The following is an 18,242-nucleotide window of genomic DNA, read 5'->3' as shown; positions in this document are numbered from 1 at the left end:
ATTATTCTTCAAAATAATCATTATCTATTCTTTTTATCTCATAAACTTCTTGAACTGTTACACCAACATTAAAATCTATCATATATTCAGCTAATTTATGTCCATCGATTAAAATTATTTTCTTATTTGGCAACTTTTCAACGTATTCTTTAGCTTCATTTGTAAAATTGGATGTTGTTATAAAAATTCCCTTGTTTGCACCTTGCCCATCTAAAGCGCCAGCAAAAGTTTGAATTATAGGTCTTCCAACAAATCTCTCTTTCCATCTTTTAGCTTGTATATAGATTTTATCAAACCCTAATTTATCTTCATTAATTATACCGTCAATTCCCTCATCACCTGTCTTTTGTGTCATTTCCTTAGCTTCCTCTTTAGAACCTCCATACCCCATTTTTATTAACAAGTCTAACACTATTTCCTCAAATTTATATGGATCTACCTCTTTTAGTTTTTGTAGCAATTCGTCTATTAGAGAACCTTTTATCTCATCATAAGCATTGCTAATTCTTTCAAATGGGGTCATATTATCTTCAGGCTTTCTCTTATCTCCCTCTGGACCTATTATCTCTTTATGCAGTTTAAATTCTTTAAAACTATCATATTTCATTAGGTATTTATAGTCTAAATGCTTAACTCCCTCTACCAACAATCTACTTCCTTCTTCAGTAATTTTGAATTCTCCTCTCTTAGGAGACTCTATAAGCCCCGCTTTCTTTAAATATGTAGCCGCCCATCCAATTCTATTATAAAAAATTTTAACACCACTTTCACGTCTTGAATTTACTTCTTCCTCTGTCAAGTTAAATACATTTTTAAGTTTTTCTTCTAACTCTTTATATTTGTGTATTCCACCATCAGAAAGAATTTTAAGTAAGGGTAACATAATCTCTTCATATGTAGGTATAGCCATCTTATCAGCTCCCATGCAAAGCATCTTTATATATATTCAACAAAACTTTGCAAAATCCTCTAAAACTATATATGAAAATAAAAACAGGCAATATGCATTAATGAATGCCTGTTTTTATAATATATATTTATAATTAATCTATCTTTATAAATTTGCCCTTAATAAGCCGATATTTACTCAAATCAATTCCATTAAAGTTTAAAATTTTACTTCCTATATTTGTAAAATAGGCTGCTTCTTGAACTCTTGGTATATTCTGTGTAAAATCAAATTCTGCAAGAAGTTTGAGTTCCCCTTTAAATTTATTCTAAAAAACATGAGTTTACTTTTTCATGGCAAACTCATAAGTATAGCTTTCTTTTTTTATATAAGAATTAATAAAAACCTTTTTTCCCAGACTTTGTGCAATATTTATTGTATCACCTTTTCCGGTTTTGGTAAAACAGGCCTATCTTTGTATTCATTACATGTATTTCTCTTGGGATCAAAGCAAATACAATCATAAGCCGGATCTTTATGTGGGCATTCTATCATCATGTATCTTGTTTTCTTAAGCCAATCAGGAATCTCAGTATTACTCCAGTTTAGCATTATTTTTAACTGTTTTAGTCTTGGAGTTTCCCAAAGGGAACTTGCATTGCCTTTATCAGAAATGTTTCTTAAAATATATTTTTCAAATGCTTCTTTAAAGTCATTTATTTCACCTGTTTTATCTTCATCTCCTAAGTTCCATGTATCATTATTAAATAATGATGTATATCTCTTTTTTCTATCTACTATAAACAAACTCGGTTTTATTTCTATACTTCCCAAACCCAATGGTTTACCCATACCAATCTTATGATAATGATTTTCTGGTAAGTCTAATACAAATAGTAATGCACCTAATTCTTCCTTTGTAAGATTTTCAAATCGTATACGAGATTTGAATTTGATATTTCTCTTGATAGGTTTTATAATAGTGTATTGTGCTTTAGTTTCTTCCCATAACAAATATTCTTTTAATTCTTTTTTTTCTTCAATAGGTAACTTTTCGTATAAACAATTTATAATTATCTTTTTGTTATCTTTTACTATATTTTTAGAATTTAAAATAACCGATTTATCAAGGCTAATATTAGCCTTTTCTAAAAACTTTATAAAATCATTATAATTTATTTCAATTTTACCCACTTTCCAAGAATATTTACTGCCATCATCAGGTGTATTCCTATGCCAGTAAAGTTTGTAGCCTCTAATAAGTGCGTCTTTATCATCCCAATGTTTTAGTTCTTTTAAACCAGTATTTTCACCTTTAGGCTGCTCTAAGTAAAGCTGAAAAGCTGTAGGTTTTGGTGAAGAAAGAATTTTAGGTGAAGTCTCTTCAATAAATATATCATTTTGCTCTTTCTCCAGAACAGCATCTTCAAAAAATACTCTACTTGCCCATTTACTCTCTTTCCCAAAAATAGCTTCTGCAAAATCTGTTATATCATCTGACTTCAAGTCTTTAGGTACATGATCGCCTATAGTTAATTCATATGGTAATCTAAAAAATCCTGTATGACCAAATGCTATTTTTTTATTTCCTTTTTTATCGTTATACTCAACATAAAATACAGGAACTCCATTAGGTAATTCTACTATTTTATTTGGCAACGTGACTTTTTTATCTTTAGCCATTTTTAAAATGTCATAGTATTCTGGTATATTTCTATTTATATCGCTTTTATAATCTTTTATGTCATTTTCGGTTAATTCTATAAAATCACCTGAATTACTGATAGATTTCACAATCCAATTTTTTCTTTTTTTCTGCATTCGCCCAGACCAAACTTTATAATCATTATTATATTTTTCTATCATAAATTCTTTAGACGTATCTTGAAATCTATCATATTCAGACGGAATAATCTTATATTTTCTTTGGTCATATATAAGATAGCCGGCTTTTATTTTGTCTTTACTAATTTTAGAAGAATATATATCTTTTAGATTAGACTTCTTACCAGCAACATCTCTATAATATAGCCTTTTTCCATTATCAATAAAACCAAGTTTCCCAAAAGAAACTATCTCTACTAAATTCCTAACCATCCCTCTCAAAGAACTTCCAGGAATTATTGGTAGCCCATTTTTTATAGAAAAAAAATTACTTTCTTCTTTATCTCGTCTTATATATATAGGCGTTTTTGTAGTAATCACAAGATCTATATATCCTGAAAATCTATCATCATGAAATTTATTGAATTCTGGCATATCTTGTGCTTTTACTACGTCTTTATTTAATGGAATAAAATTATAGGGAGCTTTAGCAAAAAACTTAATTTGACTATTGTGTTTAGGCTCATTTTTTATTTTTTGTTGAGCAGTCTGCTTATTTTCTTGCATATTACTTTGAGTAGTTGTTTTAGTATATTCTGTTCCATCGATTATAATTTTTGAGGGTAATCCATTTATTCTTTCAACTTCGCATTCTTTTCCATTAATATCTTTCGGCAAGTCAAATCCATGCACTTTTAAAGGTTTGCCATCATCAAAAGTTAATATATAATCATACCCTTTTTTAGTTTTCTGTATACTTATTTTAGCTTTTTCCATAATAATACCTCCAAATATTAAATAACTGATATTTTTAAAAATCTACTGTCAACAAAACCAGCTTGTCCAATTTCATTATATCCTATGTAATTTCTCGTATGTAACACTAATCTTTTCTCATTCTTGTTTAGATCCTCAATTGAGCTATTACCTATAAATTCCTTTGGTACTATATATCTAATTCCTCTTTTTTCAGAAACTTCAATAAATTCATCTTTAACTTCAAATTTAGATCCATACATTACCTGATCTGCATTAATATATTCTACTATTTCTCCATCTTCATCACTAACTCCATCTTCTCTATATCTAAATTTAAATTTATTTCCTGACCTCCAAATATATAGTTCCTTTTTTTCATTAAAAACTCGCAATTTTTGAAGATATTTATTAAAATCAGGTAATTCATTGTTGTAAAATTTAATTTCACCACTTTGTATTATTCCAAATAGAACTGCATAATCAAGCCAGCATACAATATATCCTTTGTCAACCTCTTTTATTTTTTGAATAAATGCATCATTGTTTAATTCATTATCCATATCTTTTGCTTCAACTTTTGAGCGAATTGTTCCAATTTCATAAATATCATCTAACATCCCAATCCCTCACTTTTTCCAAGAGTTCTTCGACAAAACCTTCTAATATCTGTTTATCGCTATCATTAACTACTATTTTATTTGTCTCGTCATCATTTGTAGACTTTTCAATAATATATTTATGTTCTTTATACTCAATTTCTATCTTTTTACCTTTTAAGACTCCTCTTCCTATATTTTTTTCTCCGCCAATAGGCAAATCTTCATTCCATAAGTCTTTCAATACCAAAAGTAAAAGTCCAATTTCCCAGTCTTTTGCATCTTTAATTTTTATTTTTAATTGTACATTTTCATCGTTATGCCAAAGAGGTTTAGATTGAAATAAAGCACCTGCAATTATTCCTCCTGTAAATCTATCAATCTTTATTCTTGCCTGTTCTTTTTCAATCACACCCTCAACTATACTTTCATCAATAATTACTCTGCTTTTGTATTTAGTCTTTTCTTTGTTTTCTGTATCAGCCCAACCAAACAATTCTCTTAAATCATCGTTTTCTTCTTGATTATTCTTACATAATGTGTTTACAATCTTAAAAGCTCTCGATCTTATCGCACCTTTTAGTGAAGTTCCAGTTAAAACATTTTTGCCATTATATTTTATATGTACTTTATCAGGATCTTTAGGATCTGTTGTATATGAACTTATGATAAGTGAGCTCTTTATTGAAAAGTCTGCAGTTATAATGCAATCAGCATTATCTTTTTTAGAAAGTATATCTATCTTGCTTAAATCAAGTTTATTTTCTGGAGGATATTCGTTCTGCAAGTATTTCAAATAAGTTACTCCATCATCGGGAAAATCAAATTTTAATATCTGAAGATTTTTTAACTTAAACCTTCCAAATCCTTTAGTAGTAAATGCACCAAACTGAACCTTCCTGGCTTCCAACTCAGTAAGTATAGTTTTTAATATTTTTAGAATCTCAATTTCCTTATTTTTAAAATTTTTTCTTATCTTAATTTCAGCTTTAAATTCAAATTCTAAGTCTTTATTAACTATTTCATAATCATACTTTGCTTTTTCTTTTGCAGTTCCAGTCTTTTCATCTATTGCTACTCCATCTCTAACAGCAATAAAGCTTTTATTTTTATTGTCTTCGATCTTTGTCTCTTTATTGCCTTTGACCTTTATATCACTAACTATAAAATGACTTTGAACAGCCTTATTATTATTTGGATTTTTAGAACCCCAAAAATAATCCCATATTTTTTTATCCCCTTCTTCAAAATTTTTTGAAATATTATGCCTTAGTGCCCCCACAAAAGAAGTTGCAGGAATGTAAGGATTGCCAATCTCATCTTTTATAATTTCTATATCAACAATATCACCTTTACCCGTACCAATTACAAAGGGTGAAATATTTTCTAAAATACCCTCTACAATTATTGTACTTGTAAGTATAGCATCATCGCTCATTTTTCTTCTCCCCCTGCTTATTTAATAATCTCAAGTATCTAAAAAAGCTAATCCAGTATGTTTTTGATAATTCAAAATTACCAACCTGTATGCCTAACTCGTTAATAGCATTTAATAAATTGTCATAAAACATATTTTCATATTTATCATAAATATCTAATTTAGATAAATCATCCCATAGATTTAAATTTTTTAAGGTTTCACCAGCGGGCTTTTTCTCCAGTTCTTCTAATTTTGTTTTCCAGTCATCAAATTTATTAATTTCAAACAGCATACCTTCAAGCCGTCCTATTAGATTGTTTGAAATATTTAAAGTATATTTTTTGTTAGAAAATTCCTTTGCTTTTTCAAAAGCCTTAAATTTTAAAATTTCTTCTGCTTTTTGCTTTACTATATTTTCTAAAATAGACTTTGAATATTGTAGGATTATACCTTTATCTCCATCTTCTTTATCGTATTTACTCTCATAACTTTCTCCCAAAGAAGAATATACATTGACCCTGCCAAATCCTAATTCTGTTTTTTCACCAAAACCATATATTGAAAGAGAATTTAATTTTTCTTTTAAATCATTACATCTCTCAATTTTTATTTTAAATGCTGAACCCGGTGAATAAGCTAATTCACGAGTATTTTTCATTTTCCAAACACTAATAAAGTTTTCAACATACTCTGTTCTTGCAACAATTTTTTCTACAGTAATATCACAATCAAAATGTTTTTTTAGATAATTTTCTAATGCTTTTACAGATATATCAGAAAAACCCCATTCGTTATATAGAATAATAGGAGAAGTTGCTACTATAATAAACTCATTTTCTACATCTTCTAAATCGTATGTATCTTCTAAATCGCCAAATTCTATATTTACTAAGCCATATTGTGCACTTTTTGATCTACCAATAAAAGAGTTAAATTTATCACCAAATATTCTTTTTATTTCTTCAAGGTAGCCTTCGTCACCTATAATAAACCCCTTGAATTCTTCTCCTTCGTTTATTGCCTCATAATAAAAGATTTCCTCTCCTATACTATGTCCTTTTTCCCTGTCTCTTGCATTATGGAAATAAAATGTTGTTGGAACGTTATGATAATAAATTTTATCAGCACTATAACAAACCATTTTATTCACTGGCTTTGTTTTTATTTTTTCAGGAACTTTTTCTAAAATATTGTATACTTGATTGGAATTATCTCCTTTTTCTTTATGTAAATAAAGTGCTGGATAGTAAGTTTTATCTTTTTTAAATGGATATGCAGAAGTAAATAAAATCTCATTTTTTAAAAATAAATTATAAAAATTATCATCTTTATGGGCTGCATTACCTAAATTAAATCTTTTTATAAATTTACTTGCAAACAAACCTCTAACTGTTGTAGATGGTATATATTTTTCTGTATTAATTGTGTTTTGCTCGCCTATCTCTTTTGCTAATACAATCGGAGATAATGTAGTTATCTTGTAAGATAGTTTTTTTATATTTCCTTTTTTATTAGCATTAAATTTTTCTGAATCAGAAGATTTAATCTCTTCTGTGATATCTTTATCATTATCACTATTTAAATATTGAATAGCATCATCAATACTGCTAATTTTAATATCTTCAATAGTGCATTTTATTTCACCAAATCCGCGATTTCTTGATGTACCAATTCTTTTTAGATTAATTGCAGCCAAATACAATAGAGCTTTTTCTTTTTTGCTCAAAGGAGTTATTTCATAAAGTTCACCTTCGAACTTGAAACCAGGTTTTAAAACTCTAAATGTCCTAAGTGAACCCTCTTTTGCAATTTCCCCATCTTCATCTATAGAAGTTTGCTGCCTTATGGATGTATAATAAGATGTAATTTGAGAAGGATTTATAAAAGTTTTATATTTTTTATTTTTATCATTTTTTAAGTTTTCAATTTCTTTTCTTATATTTTTGTAATTATTTATATATAAATTGCCTATATGCAGCTTTCCTTCTGTAAAACCATCTTCACCAAATATGCTTTCCACAATACTATATTTTACGCCTAATATATCACAAATTTCTTTTGCACTTTCTTTTAATACGCCTTTTACACGTCTTGAAGGAATATAGGGAAATCCAAGATCATCTAATACTACATCGCTATCAATTATACCTGCACCTTCCCCAGAACCAATTAGCGTGTATGATAATAAGTCTATTATAATCTTCATAATAATCCCTCCGGATAAAAATCTATAAGTTCTATAGCATCATAATATGGTGTCTCCTCTTTTTGCCATATATGTTCATGATAAGACATTCCTTTTATCTGTGGTAGATTTATTCCTTTAACTTTTAATTCTTCTACATAAATTTTCGCATTATCTCTATTTTCAAATAGCATTTCTCTTAATTTCATTATTTTATTTTTGGGAATATTTTTAAATGCTTTAACAATATATTTTAAATTTTCTAATGACTTCTCTTCATCTATTTTGTCAACCCAATAAGGTCCAAAATGAAGATTACCATTTATAGTAGATAGATGTTTATTTAAAATATCATTTAAGCTGCCACTCCATCCAGATGAAGAAACAAAAAAATCAATATAAGAACCTTCCTTTTCTCTCGATTCCTTTTTAGCTCTATCAATTAAATCTTCTGCTAGCATATAAGCCCTATAGAAAGGATATTTTGTCTTTACAATACTTACTCCTCCACATGCAGATAAAGGCTCGTTATTTACGCTGTGATTAGCAAATTCCTTAATAAATATTTCAGCTAACCAAACCCCCAATCTGCCATCTGAAATAAAAGTTATATCATCCCCGCCTAAGACAATTGGTCTTATTGGCAATATAGTTTTGCCATTTTCCGTACTTAATTTAAATTCTCCATCTTTGGGAGCAAAAGCTTTATTTTTCTCAATTTGTTCTATTAAAATCTCTATCATTTTCTTAAATGTATTTTCTGTAGCATCTCTTACGCCAATTGATAAATTTCTATATTCTATAAGACTTTCACATTTTGAAAATCTCTCACCCATTTTATTCCCATCAATATGTACAACTGCTATATAGTCTCTTCCCTCTTGTTGACCCAATTCTTCAATATTATTTGTAAAAGTATACTTATCCATCAATATATTACCTAAAATTACCACCATTTCATCTCTTGCTTTGTCTGAAATCTTTAATTTAGAACAAGCAACTGATGATATAAACTTTCCCTCATCGTCTTTAAAGGACTCTGCACTTTCATTAGTTCTTGGACAATCAAGTGTAAAACCATATTTAGGTAGTGTTACATTAGGAAAATATTTGTTTTTGTTCTCTCTTAAGCTTTCATGTAATCTTTGCATAGAATTTTTAAAATCACCTAAATTAAAGTCATGTATTATTCCAAAAGCAGTTTTCAGTCCAGGAGTTTTTCTTAAAAGAAGTCTTGTATAATTTTTTATAAATTCTTTTACTTCATGTTTATTTTTAAATAAAATGAGTGCATTTCCTCCACCTATATATCCAATTTCAAGTTTTTCATTCGGTTCACTTATTTTGACAACATTTGGAGTAACTTTCCAACTATCCATATCTATCTTTTGTTTAACAGTCATTTGTAAAGCTTCTTTTAAAACATCTTCGTATATTTTATCGACTAAAAACGATGCGCCGATATTTTCTTTTAATTTATTGCTTGAGAAAATATATTCCTGTATTGATACTGTATCAATCAAAACTGCACTTAATGTCATCTAAATACCTCCTCACAAATTTTATCTCCAATATCTACCCAATCATCTATAGCGAAAACAACAATCTTATCTTCTGCTGTTCCTGTTACATAAGCTAAGTCTTTTTGCAAATCGTCTTTTTTAGATGAATCCATACCTGTTATTAATATTGCCTTGCTTTCATCCCCTCCTATTTGTCTTACTCTATGGATAACTTCAAATCCTTTTAATTTACAATCTCCTTGTCTTTTTGAAGTTGTTAGTGACAAACCTACTAGCTGATAACCATTTATTATGAAAATATCTAATTCAAAATTAGGTGAATCTTTTCTTTGTGCTTTTAATGATATGCCAAAATATTCACCTTCCTTTAATTTTCTATCCAATAATTTATTTCTTATTTGACTATATACATACCATTCAAACCATTTTCCATCTAAAAATTCTACAGTATCTTTTATACAATCAGAAAATTTGTTGTTGCTTATACTGTCATCCGGTATCCATAATTTTTTCCCATCATTTATTTTTTTATCTTCAGGAAACGCATTTAAAATATCCCAAATAAAATCAGGAGTATAATTATTAAATTTATTTATAGGTGATAAATCATCATTTTTGGAAAAATTATCAATATGTTGCTTAAATTTGCTTTTATTTTCCAAAATTTTACCAGGCCCTTTAAAAATTTTTCTAAAAGGGTCTTCCAGCCATTTTATAAATTCTTCACCTCTACCACCTGTAATAGCATTTTCTATTTTTTGTGATATATCATCAAAGCTATCTGCAAATTTTTTCTTATAACTATATGTATCATAAATTTCAAAACTAACATCTTTATCATACAAATGAATTGACAAGAGTGTTTTTATGTCTATTTTTATTTTATCTTTTAGAATTACACCTTTTTCATTATAATCATATACAAGTTTATAACTTCTTGCATCTAAATAAGAGGCATTAAATTTGTCACCAAACTTTTCTTTTAGAAAATTATACACATGAGCAACCATTGTTTTTGTACCACCAGTATAATTTAGATGAACTTCATCAATCTTTTCTTTCGGAAATATTCCTAAATCATTTCTTATACTCTTTGGATTAGATATATCATAAAGAGGTAATGGGACACAATTATTATTTAAATTTAAATGTTTTTTTAACTTCTCAGCATAATCCGCTGTACTACTCTGATTAATTTCTTCGTTTCTTTCTGAGTAAATTAATACAAATTTATTGTAATTTTCTCGTAAATAACTCCCAACAATATAATTTGGCAATGGATTTGTACCTATAAGTAATACCAAAACTTTCTCATTCATAGTTTTAATCCCCCTAAACAAAAATATTATCTTGATTTTTAGAACTTCAAATTTAAACTATATATTTTTCTACCTTATTTATTAACTCATTTAATTTATCTTCAAATTTCTTAGCATTCATTGGATTGTCTTTATACCCTGCATGATTAATATCATTACGCAAAGGTTTTATCTCTGTATATAATATTCTTATTAAGTTTCGGTAGTTTTCGCTATCTAACTTTTTTAAAATATTATTAACTACTTTTTCATTTTTAAGTGCTATTTCTCTCCATTTGTTTTTTGACAAAGAATGATGTTTAATATATATAGCATTTTCAATTATTTTGCGTTCTTTTATATTATTTTTATCAAATCCAAATTTTTCACAAAAAAAGTTTACGATTCCCTCATCAAGTATAGTAAAGCCTTGCTGTATAAGATTATGTTCACTGCACCATTTGACTATTTCAAGCATGTTTTTATTTTCATCATCACTAAAATTTTTAAATCTATCGTTTAACCTATCTATTACTGGTTTCATCGGCTTAATATATGCCTTATCTGCTATACTTACAGCGTCTTCAAGTGTATCCTTCAGCTCTAATCCACCATTAGAGATTTCTTTACCTCTACATGTAGCAACATTTCTTGTGTAGTTTTCTAACTTTTGTGCAAAGTCACTTAATATATTTCTCTCATCCTTCATACCTTTAAGGTGCAACTCTTTAGTGCCCAATTTCATTAAATAATTTATGTGTCTAGCATCACCAGTTTCTATAAACCGATCAATTCCTACAGTCCAATCAAGTAGTCTTACAAAAGGTGTTAGGTCAAATATAGGAGCTATATCTGATTCTTCAATATCTTTTACTTCCTTACCAACTGCTTCTATTGCTCCATAATATATGCCTTTAATTTCACATTTTCTAATAAATTTGGCATAATTTAAAATAATTAGTGCCAGTATTGGAATTGAGCGAAATGAATGTGTAATATCAAATATTATTTCATCCCCCTTATCTATTTGTTCCAAAACTTTATCAAATATTTCCCAAAGTTCATTTTCATTTTGTCCTGAGGGTATATCAACATAATTAATACTTAGTTTGCCTTTGTATTTGTCTAAAATCTGTTTTAGACCAGGATCACTTGGATATTTCTTATTTTTAGACCAATTTGCATTAGTAGCCTCTTCGGTTTTAAATATAAATATGCTTTCTAAATCAACATTCTTTTTTAACAAAATATCAATAAGAGCTTCCTGTACATAGCAACTACTTCCACTTTCAATATTATCAAATTTATATTTACACTTAGTATAAGCTCCTGTGCCAAGAAATGAAAAAAACTTAATAGTCATTTCTATATCCACCTCTCATATTTTCTGAATCTTACATGGGTAAATAATCTACTTACTTTTATGTTTTCACTATTTTTAATCTCAGTAATAACTTCTCTTTTTGTAGTTGAATAAATAGGAATCAAATCATTTTTCAAACAAAAGTCAACAATCAAAAAAGTAGCTCCAAAATCTCCTTGTACAAGTACATAATCGCCTTTTCTTGCATTAATCTTTAACCAACTAATTAAATCTTGCAAACAAAAAGTTAAGTTATCATCATATGGAGAAATATCTGACCATTGGTTCTTTAAATTATCTGGCAAATATACAAACTCATCTACGCCTAAATTTGCGATGGCATCTTTTTTTTGAAAATCTGTAAGTTCATGAGAAAATATTAAAAACATCTTTTTCAAATCTGTTTGCTTCATCTTATAAACCTTCTTTTCATTAAATTCTAAAAACTTTATTTTTTGCCAATTTTTGTACCTCAAATATTAAATATTATCTTATATATCAATATTCTACATAACTTTCCAAATTCCTTCTAAAGAATTGTATTTTTATATAAAAATGTTGTTGAGTACCATAATAAAATGAAGAAAAATTCAATGTTAGTATAACTTTTTAGGTAGGCTAAAAACCCCTATAATTTTTTGTATATGTCTCCTCGATTGCCTAGTTTCAATTCCTTATAGGTAGGCTAAAAACTTAGTATTATTTTTGTGAAATTTGTACAAAAATTTTTTGTTTCAATTCCTTATAGGTAGGCTAAAAACGCAAGCAATAAAAACAAATAATCCTATTATAGTGTGGTTTCAATTCCTTATAGGTAGGCTAAAAACAAGTAACATTGCTTTTTAGAAGGGTTTAATCCTTGTAGTTTCAATTCCTTATAGGTAGGCTAAAAACCCTTTTTAATGCTTTTAGACACAGGTATTAGGAGAGGGTTTCAATTCCTTATAGGTAGGCTAAAAACGCTGTACATAGATACTTGTTTCAATTCCTTATAGGTAGGCTAAAAACCCGTAGCCGATACGGCTAAAAAATAAAAAAGGAGGAGTTTCAATTCCTTATAGGTAGGCTAAAAACCTTGACCGACGCCCCCAGCATGTCCCCCACTATCTGTTTCAATTCCTTATAGGTAGGCTAAAAACCAGAGATGATATTAAGATTTTTCAGGACTGGCTGAAGTTTCAATTCCTTATAGGTAGGCTAAAAACTCAATACCTTTATACCTGCTGTCCCAGGTTTCTGTAGTTTCAATTCCTTATAGGTAGGCTAAAAACCCGTAGCCGATACGGCTAAAAAATAAAAAAGGAGGAGTTTCAATTCCTTATAGGTAGGCTAAAAACACAAGTCTTTTAATATTGCTATTGTTGTAATGTGTTCCGTTTCAATTCCTTATAGGTAGGCTAAAAACACCAAGAGACTGGGAAAAGGGATTCTTTCAATATCAAGGTTTCAATTAGATTGTTTTAGATGGAACAAAAAAGGAATTTCATGGGGATTCTTTCAATATCAAGGTTTCAATTCCTTATAGGTAGGCTAAAAACCAATGCTTTTTTTAGTTCCTCGTTTTCTGCTCTAAGTTTCAATTACTTATAGGTAGGCTAAAAACACCTTGCATTTTATCCCTCCTCATGTTCTTCTTCTCCGGTTTAATTCCTTATAGGTAGGCTAAAAACCGCATTATTTACGAATATCAAAGGTGCATATTCATCCACGTTTCAATTCCTTATAGGTAGGCTAAAAACACCTGCTGTGTTTGGCAATGTAGATTTGGGTGGCGATGTTCAATTCCTTATAGGTAGGCTAAAAACACTCATTCTAACATGCATAAATAGCACATTATACGCCTTACGACTTTTTAATTCCTGTCAAGTATTTTAACTTTATTATACCATATTGTTTGACAAAATCAACTATTTTCTAAAATTGAAAAAATAATTTGTCGTCGATCCTCAACATTTTTTGCATTATCTTAGGTCGACGACAAATTTATATTAATTAATATTCTTACCTTACTTTTCCTTTAATACCTCTAATATTTCTCTTAAAAGTTTTACTTCCTCTGATGGTTCAGGTGGTGTTTGTTCTTTTTCTTTTGCTTTTCGCTGTCTAATAGCATTCATAGGAGCTACTATGAAAAAATATATGGCTGCAGATACAATAATAAAGTTAACAACAGCATTAAAGAAATTACCTATGGCTATTGGTCCTAATTTAAGGGCAGAAAAGTCTGGTGCTCCAAATATTGCTCCGATTAATGGAGTTAATACATCAACAACTAATGAATTGACAATCTTGTTAAAAGCTGTACCTATTATTACAGCTACAGCTAAATCTAATACATTTCCTCTTGTAATAAATTCTTTAAATCCTTTTAACATATTTTTCTCCTTTCAACAACTGATTGATTGTCCACACTTTATATTTTATCACTAAAATGTTAGTTGTTAAGTCAAAAAATTGGCAAAATAATACACCACAAAGTTATCTCTCTTCAGTTCAATAACTATCTACTTTCCTACACTCCTCTAACCCAAAACGTTATTGCCAATGCAATTCCCCATAAAACTACAAAATTCTTTACTTTCTTATTGTCAAACCTTTGTGATACTTTTGCTCCCCAATATCCTCCTAAAGCAAATCCTATCATCAGAATAATAGCAAAAGGCCATACTACTTTTCCACTAAAGAGTAAAACTAAACCGGAAGTGACATTTATAAAAAGTGAAAGAAGGTTTTTTATACCATTTGCTGTGTGTATATCAGTAATACCTGCTATGCCTAAAGTGGCAAGCATTAAAATGCCAATACCTGCTGCAAAATATCCTCCATAAAGAGAAGTAAGAAATTGAAGTATAAAAACAAAAACTAGTGATTTTTTCTTTATATCTTCTCCTTCCTTTAGATTAAATTTATTTATTCTGTCATTTAATGCTAAAATTATGGTCGCAAATAAAACCAAAAAAGGTACGACAAAATTAAAAACCTTGTAAGGAGTTATCATAAGAAGATAAGCTCCTAAGATACCCCCAAGTAAAGAAGGCAATGTCAGAAACCTTAAAAGCTCTTTCGTCTGATACAGTCTTTCTTTAAATCCCCATGCACCTGTGACAGAACCAGTCCAAAGAGCAACAGTATTTGTTATATTTGCAGATAGAGGATTTATTCCAACCCATACAAGAGCAGGAAAGGTTATTAAAGTGCCACCCCCTGCTATAGCATTAGTGGCTCCTGCTAAAATAGAAGCCACTAAAATTATTACGTAATTACTCATTAGATTATCTCTCCAAATTCATCAAATTTAAATCTATAAGCCCTTGGAAGAAGCTCTTTTCCAGGATCTTTGTATCCAATTGCTATTATCATGGGTATATACATATCCTCATCAATATTTAAAAACTCTTTTAGTTTTCCCTCATCAAAGCCGTCCATCGGATGAGTTTCAAGACCATACACTCTTGCAGCAATCATTATGTTCATCGCAAAAAGAGCTGAGTCTCTTATAGCCTTTCTTTTAGCCTGTTCTTCATCCTTCCAAACTGATAAAATTCTTTCTTTTGATGCCTCTTTTCTCTCTTGCTTCATGTATCCAAGTTCAATAGAGCTGTCTAAAACTCTGTCTATATTTTCTAATGCCGCCTTAGGATTTGCTATTATTACAAATACAGCAGGGGCATCTTCTACTTTTTGCTGATTAAAAGCTATTTCTTTGAGAATTTTTTTCTTCTCTTTGCTTTTTACCACAATCACTTTCCACGGCTGAAGGTTATAAGCAGAAGGAGCTAAAGATGCAGTTTCAAGAATCTCTTTTATAAGGTCATCTGATATTTCTTTTGCTGAATCAAAAAAGGTAATGGCTCTTCTCTCTGTTATAAGTTTTTTACATTCTTTCATATTTGTTCATCTCCTTAAAACGAATTTAAATTTTAAATAAAATATTTATCAAATAATAATTAATTTCTAATGTGTATATTCTTCAAAAATTATAAAATTCCTTCTAAAAACAAAAAATAATCCCTCAAAAAGGGAAAAAACTTCAAAATAATCTCCTCATATGTAGGCTGCCAAAATAGCAAAAGTAAAACTCTTCTGCCTAGAAAGCCTATTATAAGCTTTCTAGGCAGTTTATTTTATTCTAAATTATTTTATGGAACATTTAATGATGTAATTCGTCTAACTTAGTAGAAGAACATAGGAGAAGGTGATATTTCTCATGGAAATTTTAAAACTCAAAAAGCTTTTCACAGCAATACTCAGCATCACAATATTCATTGCAATGTTAATGAATATAACAGGATGTTCTTTTCCTACCTCAAAAGTTCAAGCTACAAATTTGATAGAAGGAATAAAAGCAAATCCAGTAAGTGAAAAAAACATAGACAAAAAATTTATAAATAATACAGCTGATTTTTCAATTGAGCTTTTTAAAAAATCAACTAATGATAACAAAAATTCTTTAATCTCCCCACTTTCAGTAATGCTGGCATTAGCTATGACAGCAAACGGAGCAGATAAAGAAACTCTTTCACAAATGGAAAAAACACTGGGAAAAGACATCCCCATTGAAGATTTAAACAAATACCTGTACACGTATATGAAAAAACTTTCCAATGAAGAAAAATCAAAATTAACTATCGCCAATTCAATATGGCTCAAAGAAAATGATTTTATGCCCTCTAAAGATTTTCTTCAGATAATTGCAGATTACTATTATAAAGCCGATATTTTTAAAGCTGCTTTTGACAGCAGTACAGTAAGTAACATAAACAACTGGGTAAAATCGGAAACAAATGGAATGATTGACAAAATATTAAACAAAATTGATCCGGAAAACGTTATGTACCTGATAAATGCTGTAGCTTTTGATGCAGAATGGGAAACAGTATATGAAAAGCACAATATATATAAAGATATATTTACTGATATAAACGGAAATAAACAGAAAGCTGAATTCATGAGGTCAGAGGAAAATTTTTATATTGAAGATAAAAATGCAATTGGTTTTATCAAACCCTACGCAAAAAAACATTACAGTTTTGCGGCTATTATTCCCAATGAAAATATGACAATTGGTGAATATATTAAAACACTCACGGGAGAAAAGTTTATAAATTTGATCAAAGATGCGAAAATAAGTTTGGTACATGCATATCTTCCAAAATTTAAGTATGACTATGAAATCAACATTAATAGTACCTTAGAATCCCTCGGAATGAAGGAGGCTTTTTCACCAGAAAAAGCAAACTTTAACAAGCTAGGAACTTCTTTCGTCGGTAATATTTTTATATCAGAAGTCCTTCACAAAACCTTTATATCTGTTGATGAAAAAGGAACAAAGGCAGGAGCTGTAACATCAGTCGATATGACGTCCACAGGAATGCCAGTAAATCCTAAAATAGTAAAATTAGATAGACCTTTTGTATATGCAATTATTGACAATAAGACAAATTTACCTATTTTCATTGGCACAGTGATGAGTATAAAAGATTGAAATAATTAATACTAATGAGGGTTTAAGCAATCGCTTAACCCCTCTCATTTATAATCAAAATATTTTTCCGAAAATTTTTCTTTATCCCAACTATGGTCTTTTGCTAACTGCTCCTCTGTTACATTGAAATAATCATATCTTACATTATCCCCTTGATCTGGAACAGGATCATCCCATGTGACATCTACGTAACTGATTTTGCCGTCAATTCTTATCATATTCCAAGCATGAGGCATAGACCCACTATAATTAAAACCTGTACCAGCTACTCCAAGGCTATCAATCCCAGCTAATTGAGCAAGTAAATTAAAAGCTGCAGCATATCCTTGGCACACCCCTACTCCTTTTATCAAAACTCCATAAGCAGTATAAGATTCTGGTGGTATAGTGTTATTTATCAAATTTTCATAATCATATTTAGTATTCTTTACAATATAGTCGTGAATTGCTTTGACTTTATCTATATCAGACATATCCGGTTTTATTATTTGGTCAATAATTTCTTTAGCTTTAATATTTATTTCATCTTTCATTTTTTCCAATTTATCTTTAGGATATATATATTCAAATTTTATACTTACTTTACTTATGACATTGTTAAAACCATTTGCAGAAATAGTCCACTTATTAGCATAGCCAATTTCAGGATGATGTGCCAATACAAGATCTACAATATCCGATATACTGTTTAATATATCATTAACTGTACCACTACTTCTTACAGAATTGTAGAAAGAATTGCTAAGGGTAAAAATTATCTCATCTTCATTGTTTTCAAGAGCATTTTTAATTAAAAGATACAAATCTTTTCCACTAGTTACATTAGGAGTTGAAAGAGTACTAGTACCAACCATGTTTTTGGTTGCAGTTATTGAATTTACCGTTGTTCTTTGGTTGGAG

14 protein-coding genes and 2 CRISPR repeat arrays are annotated in these 18,242 nt (G+C 29.2%); of the genes, 1 reads left to right on the top strand and 13 read right to left on the bottom strand.

Annotated elements, in window-relative coordinates; genetic code table 11:
- Position 1 precedes the first annotated feature (1 nt).
- From M663_RS0113310 to M663_RS0113250, 12 genes are all read right to left on the bottom strand, one after another.
- Complete coding sequence (locus M663_RS0113310) at positions 2–910, bottom strand: restriction endonuclease (RefSeq protein ID WP_029689281.1); 909 nt, start codon at positions 908–910, stop codon at positions 2–4.
- Positions 911–1,321: 411 nt separating this feature from the next.
- Positions 1,322–3,490: a TIGR03986 family CRISPR-associated RAMP protein gene (locus tag M663_RS0113305; protein WP_029689280.1), complete on the bottom strand. Its 2,169-nt coding sequence runs from the start codon at positions 3,488–3,490 to the stop codon at positions 1,322–1,324.
- 17 nt (positions 3,491–3,507) lie between these two features.
- Entirely contained in the window at positions 3,508–4,089 is a 582-nt protein-coding gene (csx19, locus tag M663_RS0113300; RefSeq protein WP_029689279.1) for a CRISPR-associated protein Csx19, read from the bottom strand.
- On the bottom strand, positions 4,079–5,506 hold the full coding sequence (locus M663_RS0113295; protein ID WP_029689277.1) for an RAMP superfamily CRISPR-associated protein: 1,428 nt from the start codon (positions 5,504–5,506) through the stop codon (positions 4,079–4,081). Before M663_RS0113295 ends, csx19 begins: the two co-directional genes overlap by 11 nt.
- A complete protein-coding gene (locus M663_RS0113290; protein ID WP_029689276.1) occupies positions 5,496–7,694 on the bottom strand; it encodes an RAMP superfamily CRISPR-associated protein in 2,199 nt (732 codons plus the stop codon). The genes M663_RS0113295 and M663_RS0113290 overlap by 11 nt, the downstream gene beginning before the upstream one ends.
- Positions 7,691–9,214 carry a hypothetical protein gene (locus tag M663_RS0113285; protein ID WP_029689275.1) on the bottom strand — a complete coding sequence of 508 codons (1,524 nt, stop codon included), beginning with the start codon at positions 9,212–9,214 and terminating at the stop codon, positions 7,691–7,693. The genes M663_RS0113290 and M663_RS0113285 overlap by 4 nt, the downstream gene beginning before the upstream one ends.
- The gene (locus M663_RS0113280; protein WP_029689274.1) at positions 9,211–10,515 is read right to left on the bottom strand and encodes a hypothetical protein; all 1,305 of its coding nucleotides are present in this window, start codon (positions 10,513–10,515) and stop codon (positions 9,211–9,213) included. The genes M663_RS0113285 and M663_RS0113280 overlap by 4 nt, the downstream gene beginning before the upstream one ends.
- Before the next feature lie 52 nt (positions 10,516–10,567).
- Entirely contained in the window at positions 10,568–11,857 is a 1,290-nt protein-coding gene (gene csx2, locus M663_RS0113275; RefSeq protein WP_029689273.1) for a TIGR02221 family CRISPR-associated protein, read from the bottom strand.
- Positions 11,858–11,859: 2 nt separating this feature from the next.
- Positions 11,860–12,270, bottom strand: a complete 411-nt coding sequence (gene csx20, locus M663_RS0113270) for a CRISPR-associated protein Csx20 (protein ID WP_029689272.1) — start codon at positions 12,268–12,270, stop codon at positions 11,860–11,862.
- A 183-nt stretch (positions 12,271–12,453) separates the two neighbouring features.
- A CRISPR array of direct repeats spans positions 12,454–12,818; the repeat unit is 30 nt; unit sequence GTTTCAATTCCTTATAGGTAGGCTAAAAAC.
- A 17-nt stretch (positions 12,819–12,835) separates the two neighbouring features.
- Positions 12,836–13,262: a CRISPR direct-repeat array (repeat unit 30 nt; unit sequence GTTTCAATTCCTTATAGGTAGGCTAAAAAC).
- A 601-nt stretch (positions 13,263–13,863) separates the two neighbouring features.
- Positions 13,864–14,232, bottom strand: coding sequence for a large conductance mechanosensitive channel protein MscL (mscL, locus tag M663_RS0113260; protein ID WP_029689271.1), 369 nt, complete (start codon positions 14,230–14,232; stop codon positions 13,864–13,866).
- Between the two features lie 137 nt (positions 14,233–14,369).
- Complete coding sequence (locus M663_RS0113255) at positions 14,370–15,125, bottom strand: sulfite exporter TauE/SafE family protein (RefSeq protein WP_029689270.1); 756 nt, start codon at positions 15,123–15,125, stop codon at positions 14,370–14,372.
- The gene (locus M663_RS0113250; RefSeq protein ID WP_029689269.1) at positions 15,125–15,745 is read right to left on the bottom strand and encodes a nitroreductase family protein; all 621 of its coding nucleotides are present in this window, start codon (positions 15,743–15,745) and stop codon (positions 15,125–15,127) included. The genes M663_RS0113255 and M663_RS0113250 overlap by 1 nt, the downstream gene beginning before the upstream one ends.
- A gap of 319 nt (positions 15,746–16,064) precedes the next feature.
- On the opposite strand from M663_RS0113250, the gene M663_RS0113245 reads away from it, so the two are divergent.
- Positions 16,065–17,342, top strand: a complete 1,278-nt coding sequence (locus tag M663_RS0113245) for a serpin family protein (protein ID WP_029689268.1) — start codon at positions 16,065–16,067, stop codon at positions 17,340–17,342.
- Between the two features lie 44 nt (positions 17,343–17,386).
- Here M663_RS0113245 and M663_RS0113240 read toward each other — a convergent pair.
- On the bottom strand, positions 17,387–18,242 hold an 856-nt coding region (locus M663_RS0113240), incomplete at its 5' end, for a transglutaminase domain-containing protein (protein WP_029689267.1).

The organism is Thermoanaerobacter sp. A7A (genome assembly GCF_000445185.1).
Taxonomy (GTDB): domain Bacteria; phylum Bacillota; class Thermoanaerobacteria; order Thermoanaerobacterales; family Thermoanaerobacteraceae; genus Thermoanaerobacter.
Note: the sequence above shows the minus strand (reverse complement) of the source record. Positions and strands in the feature narration are given on the sequence as shown.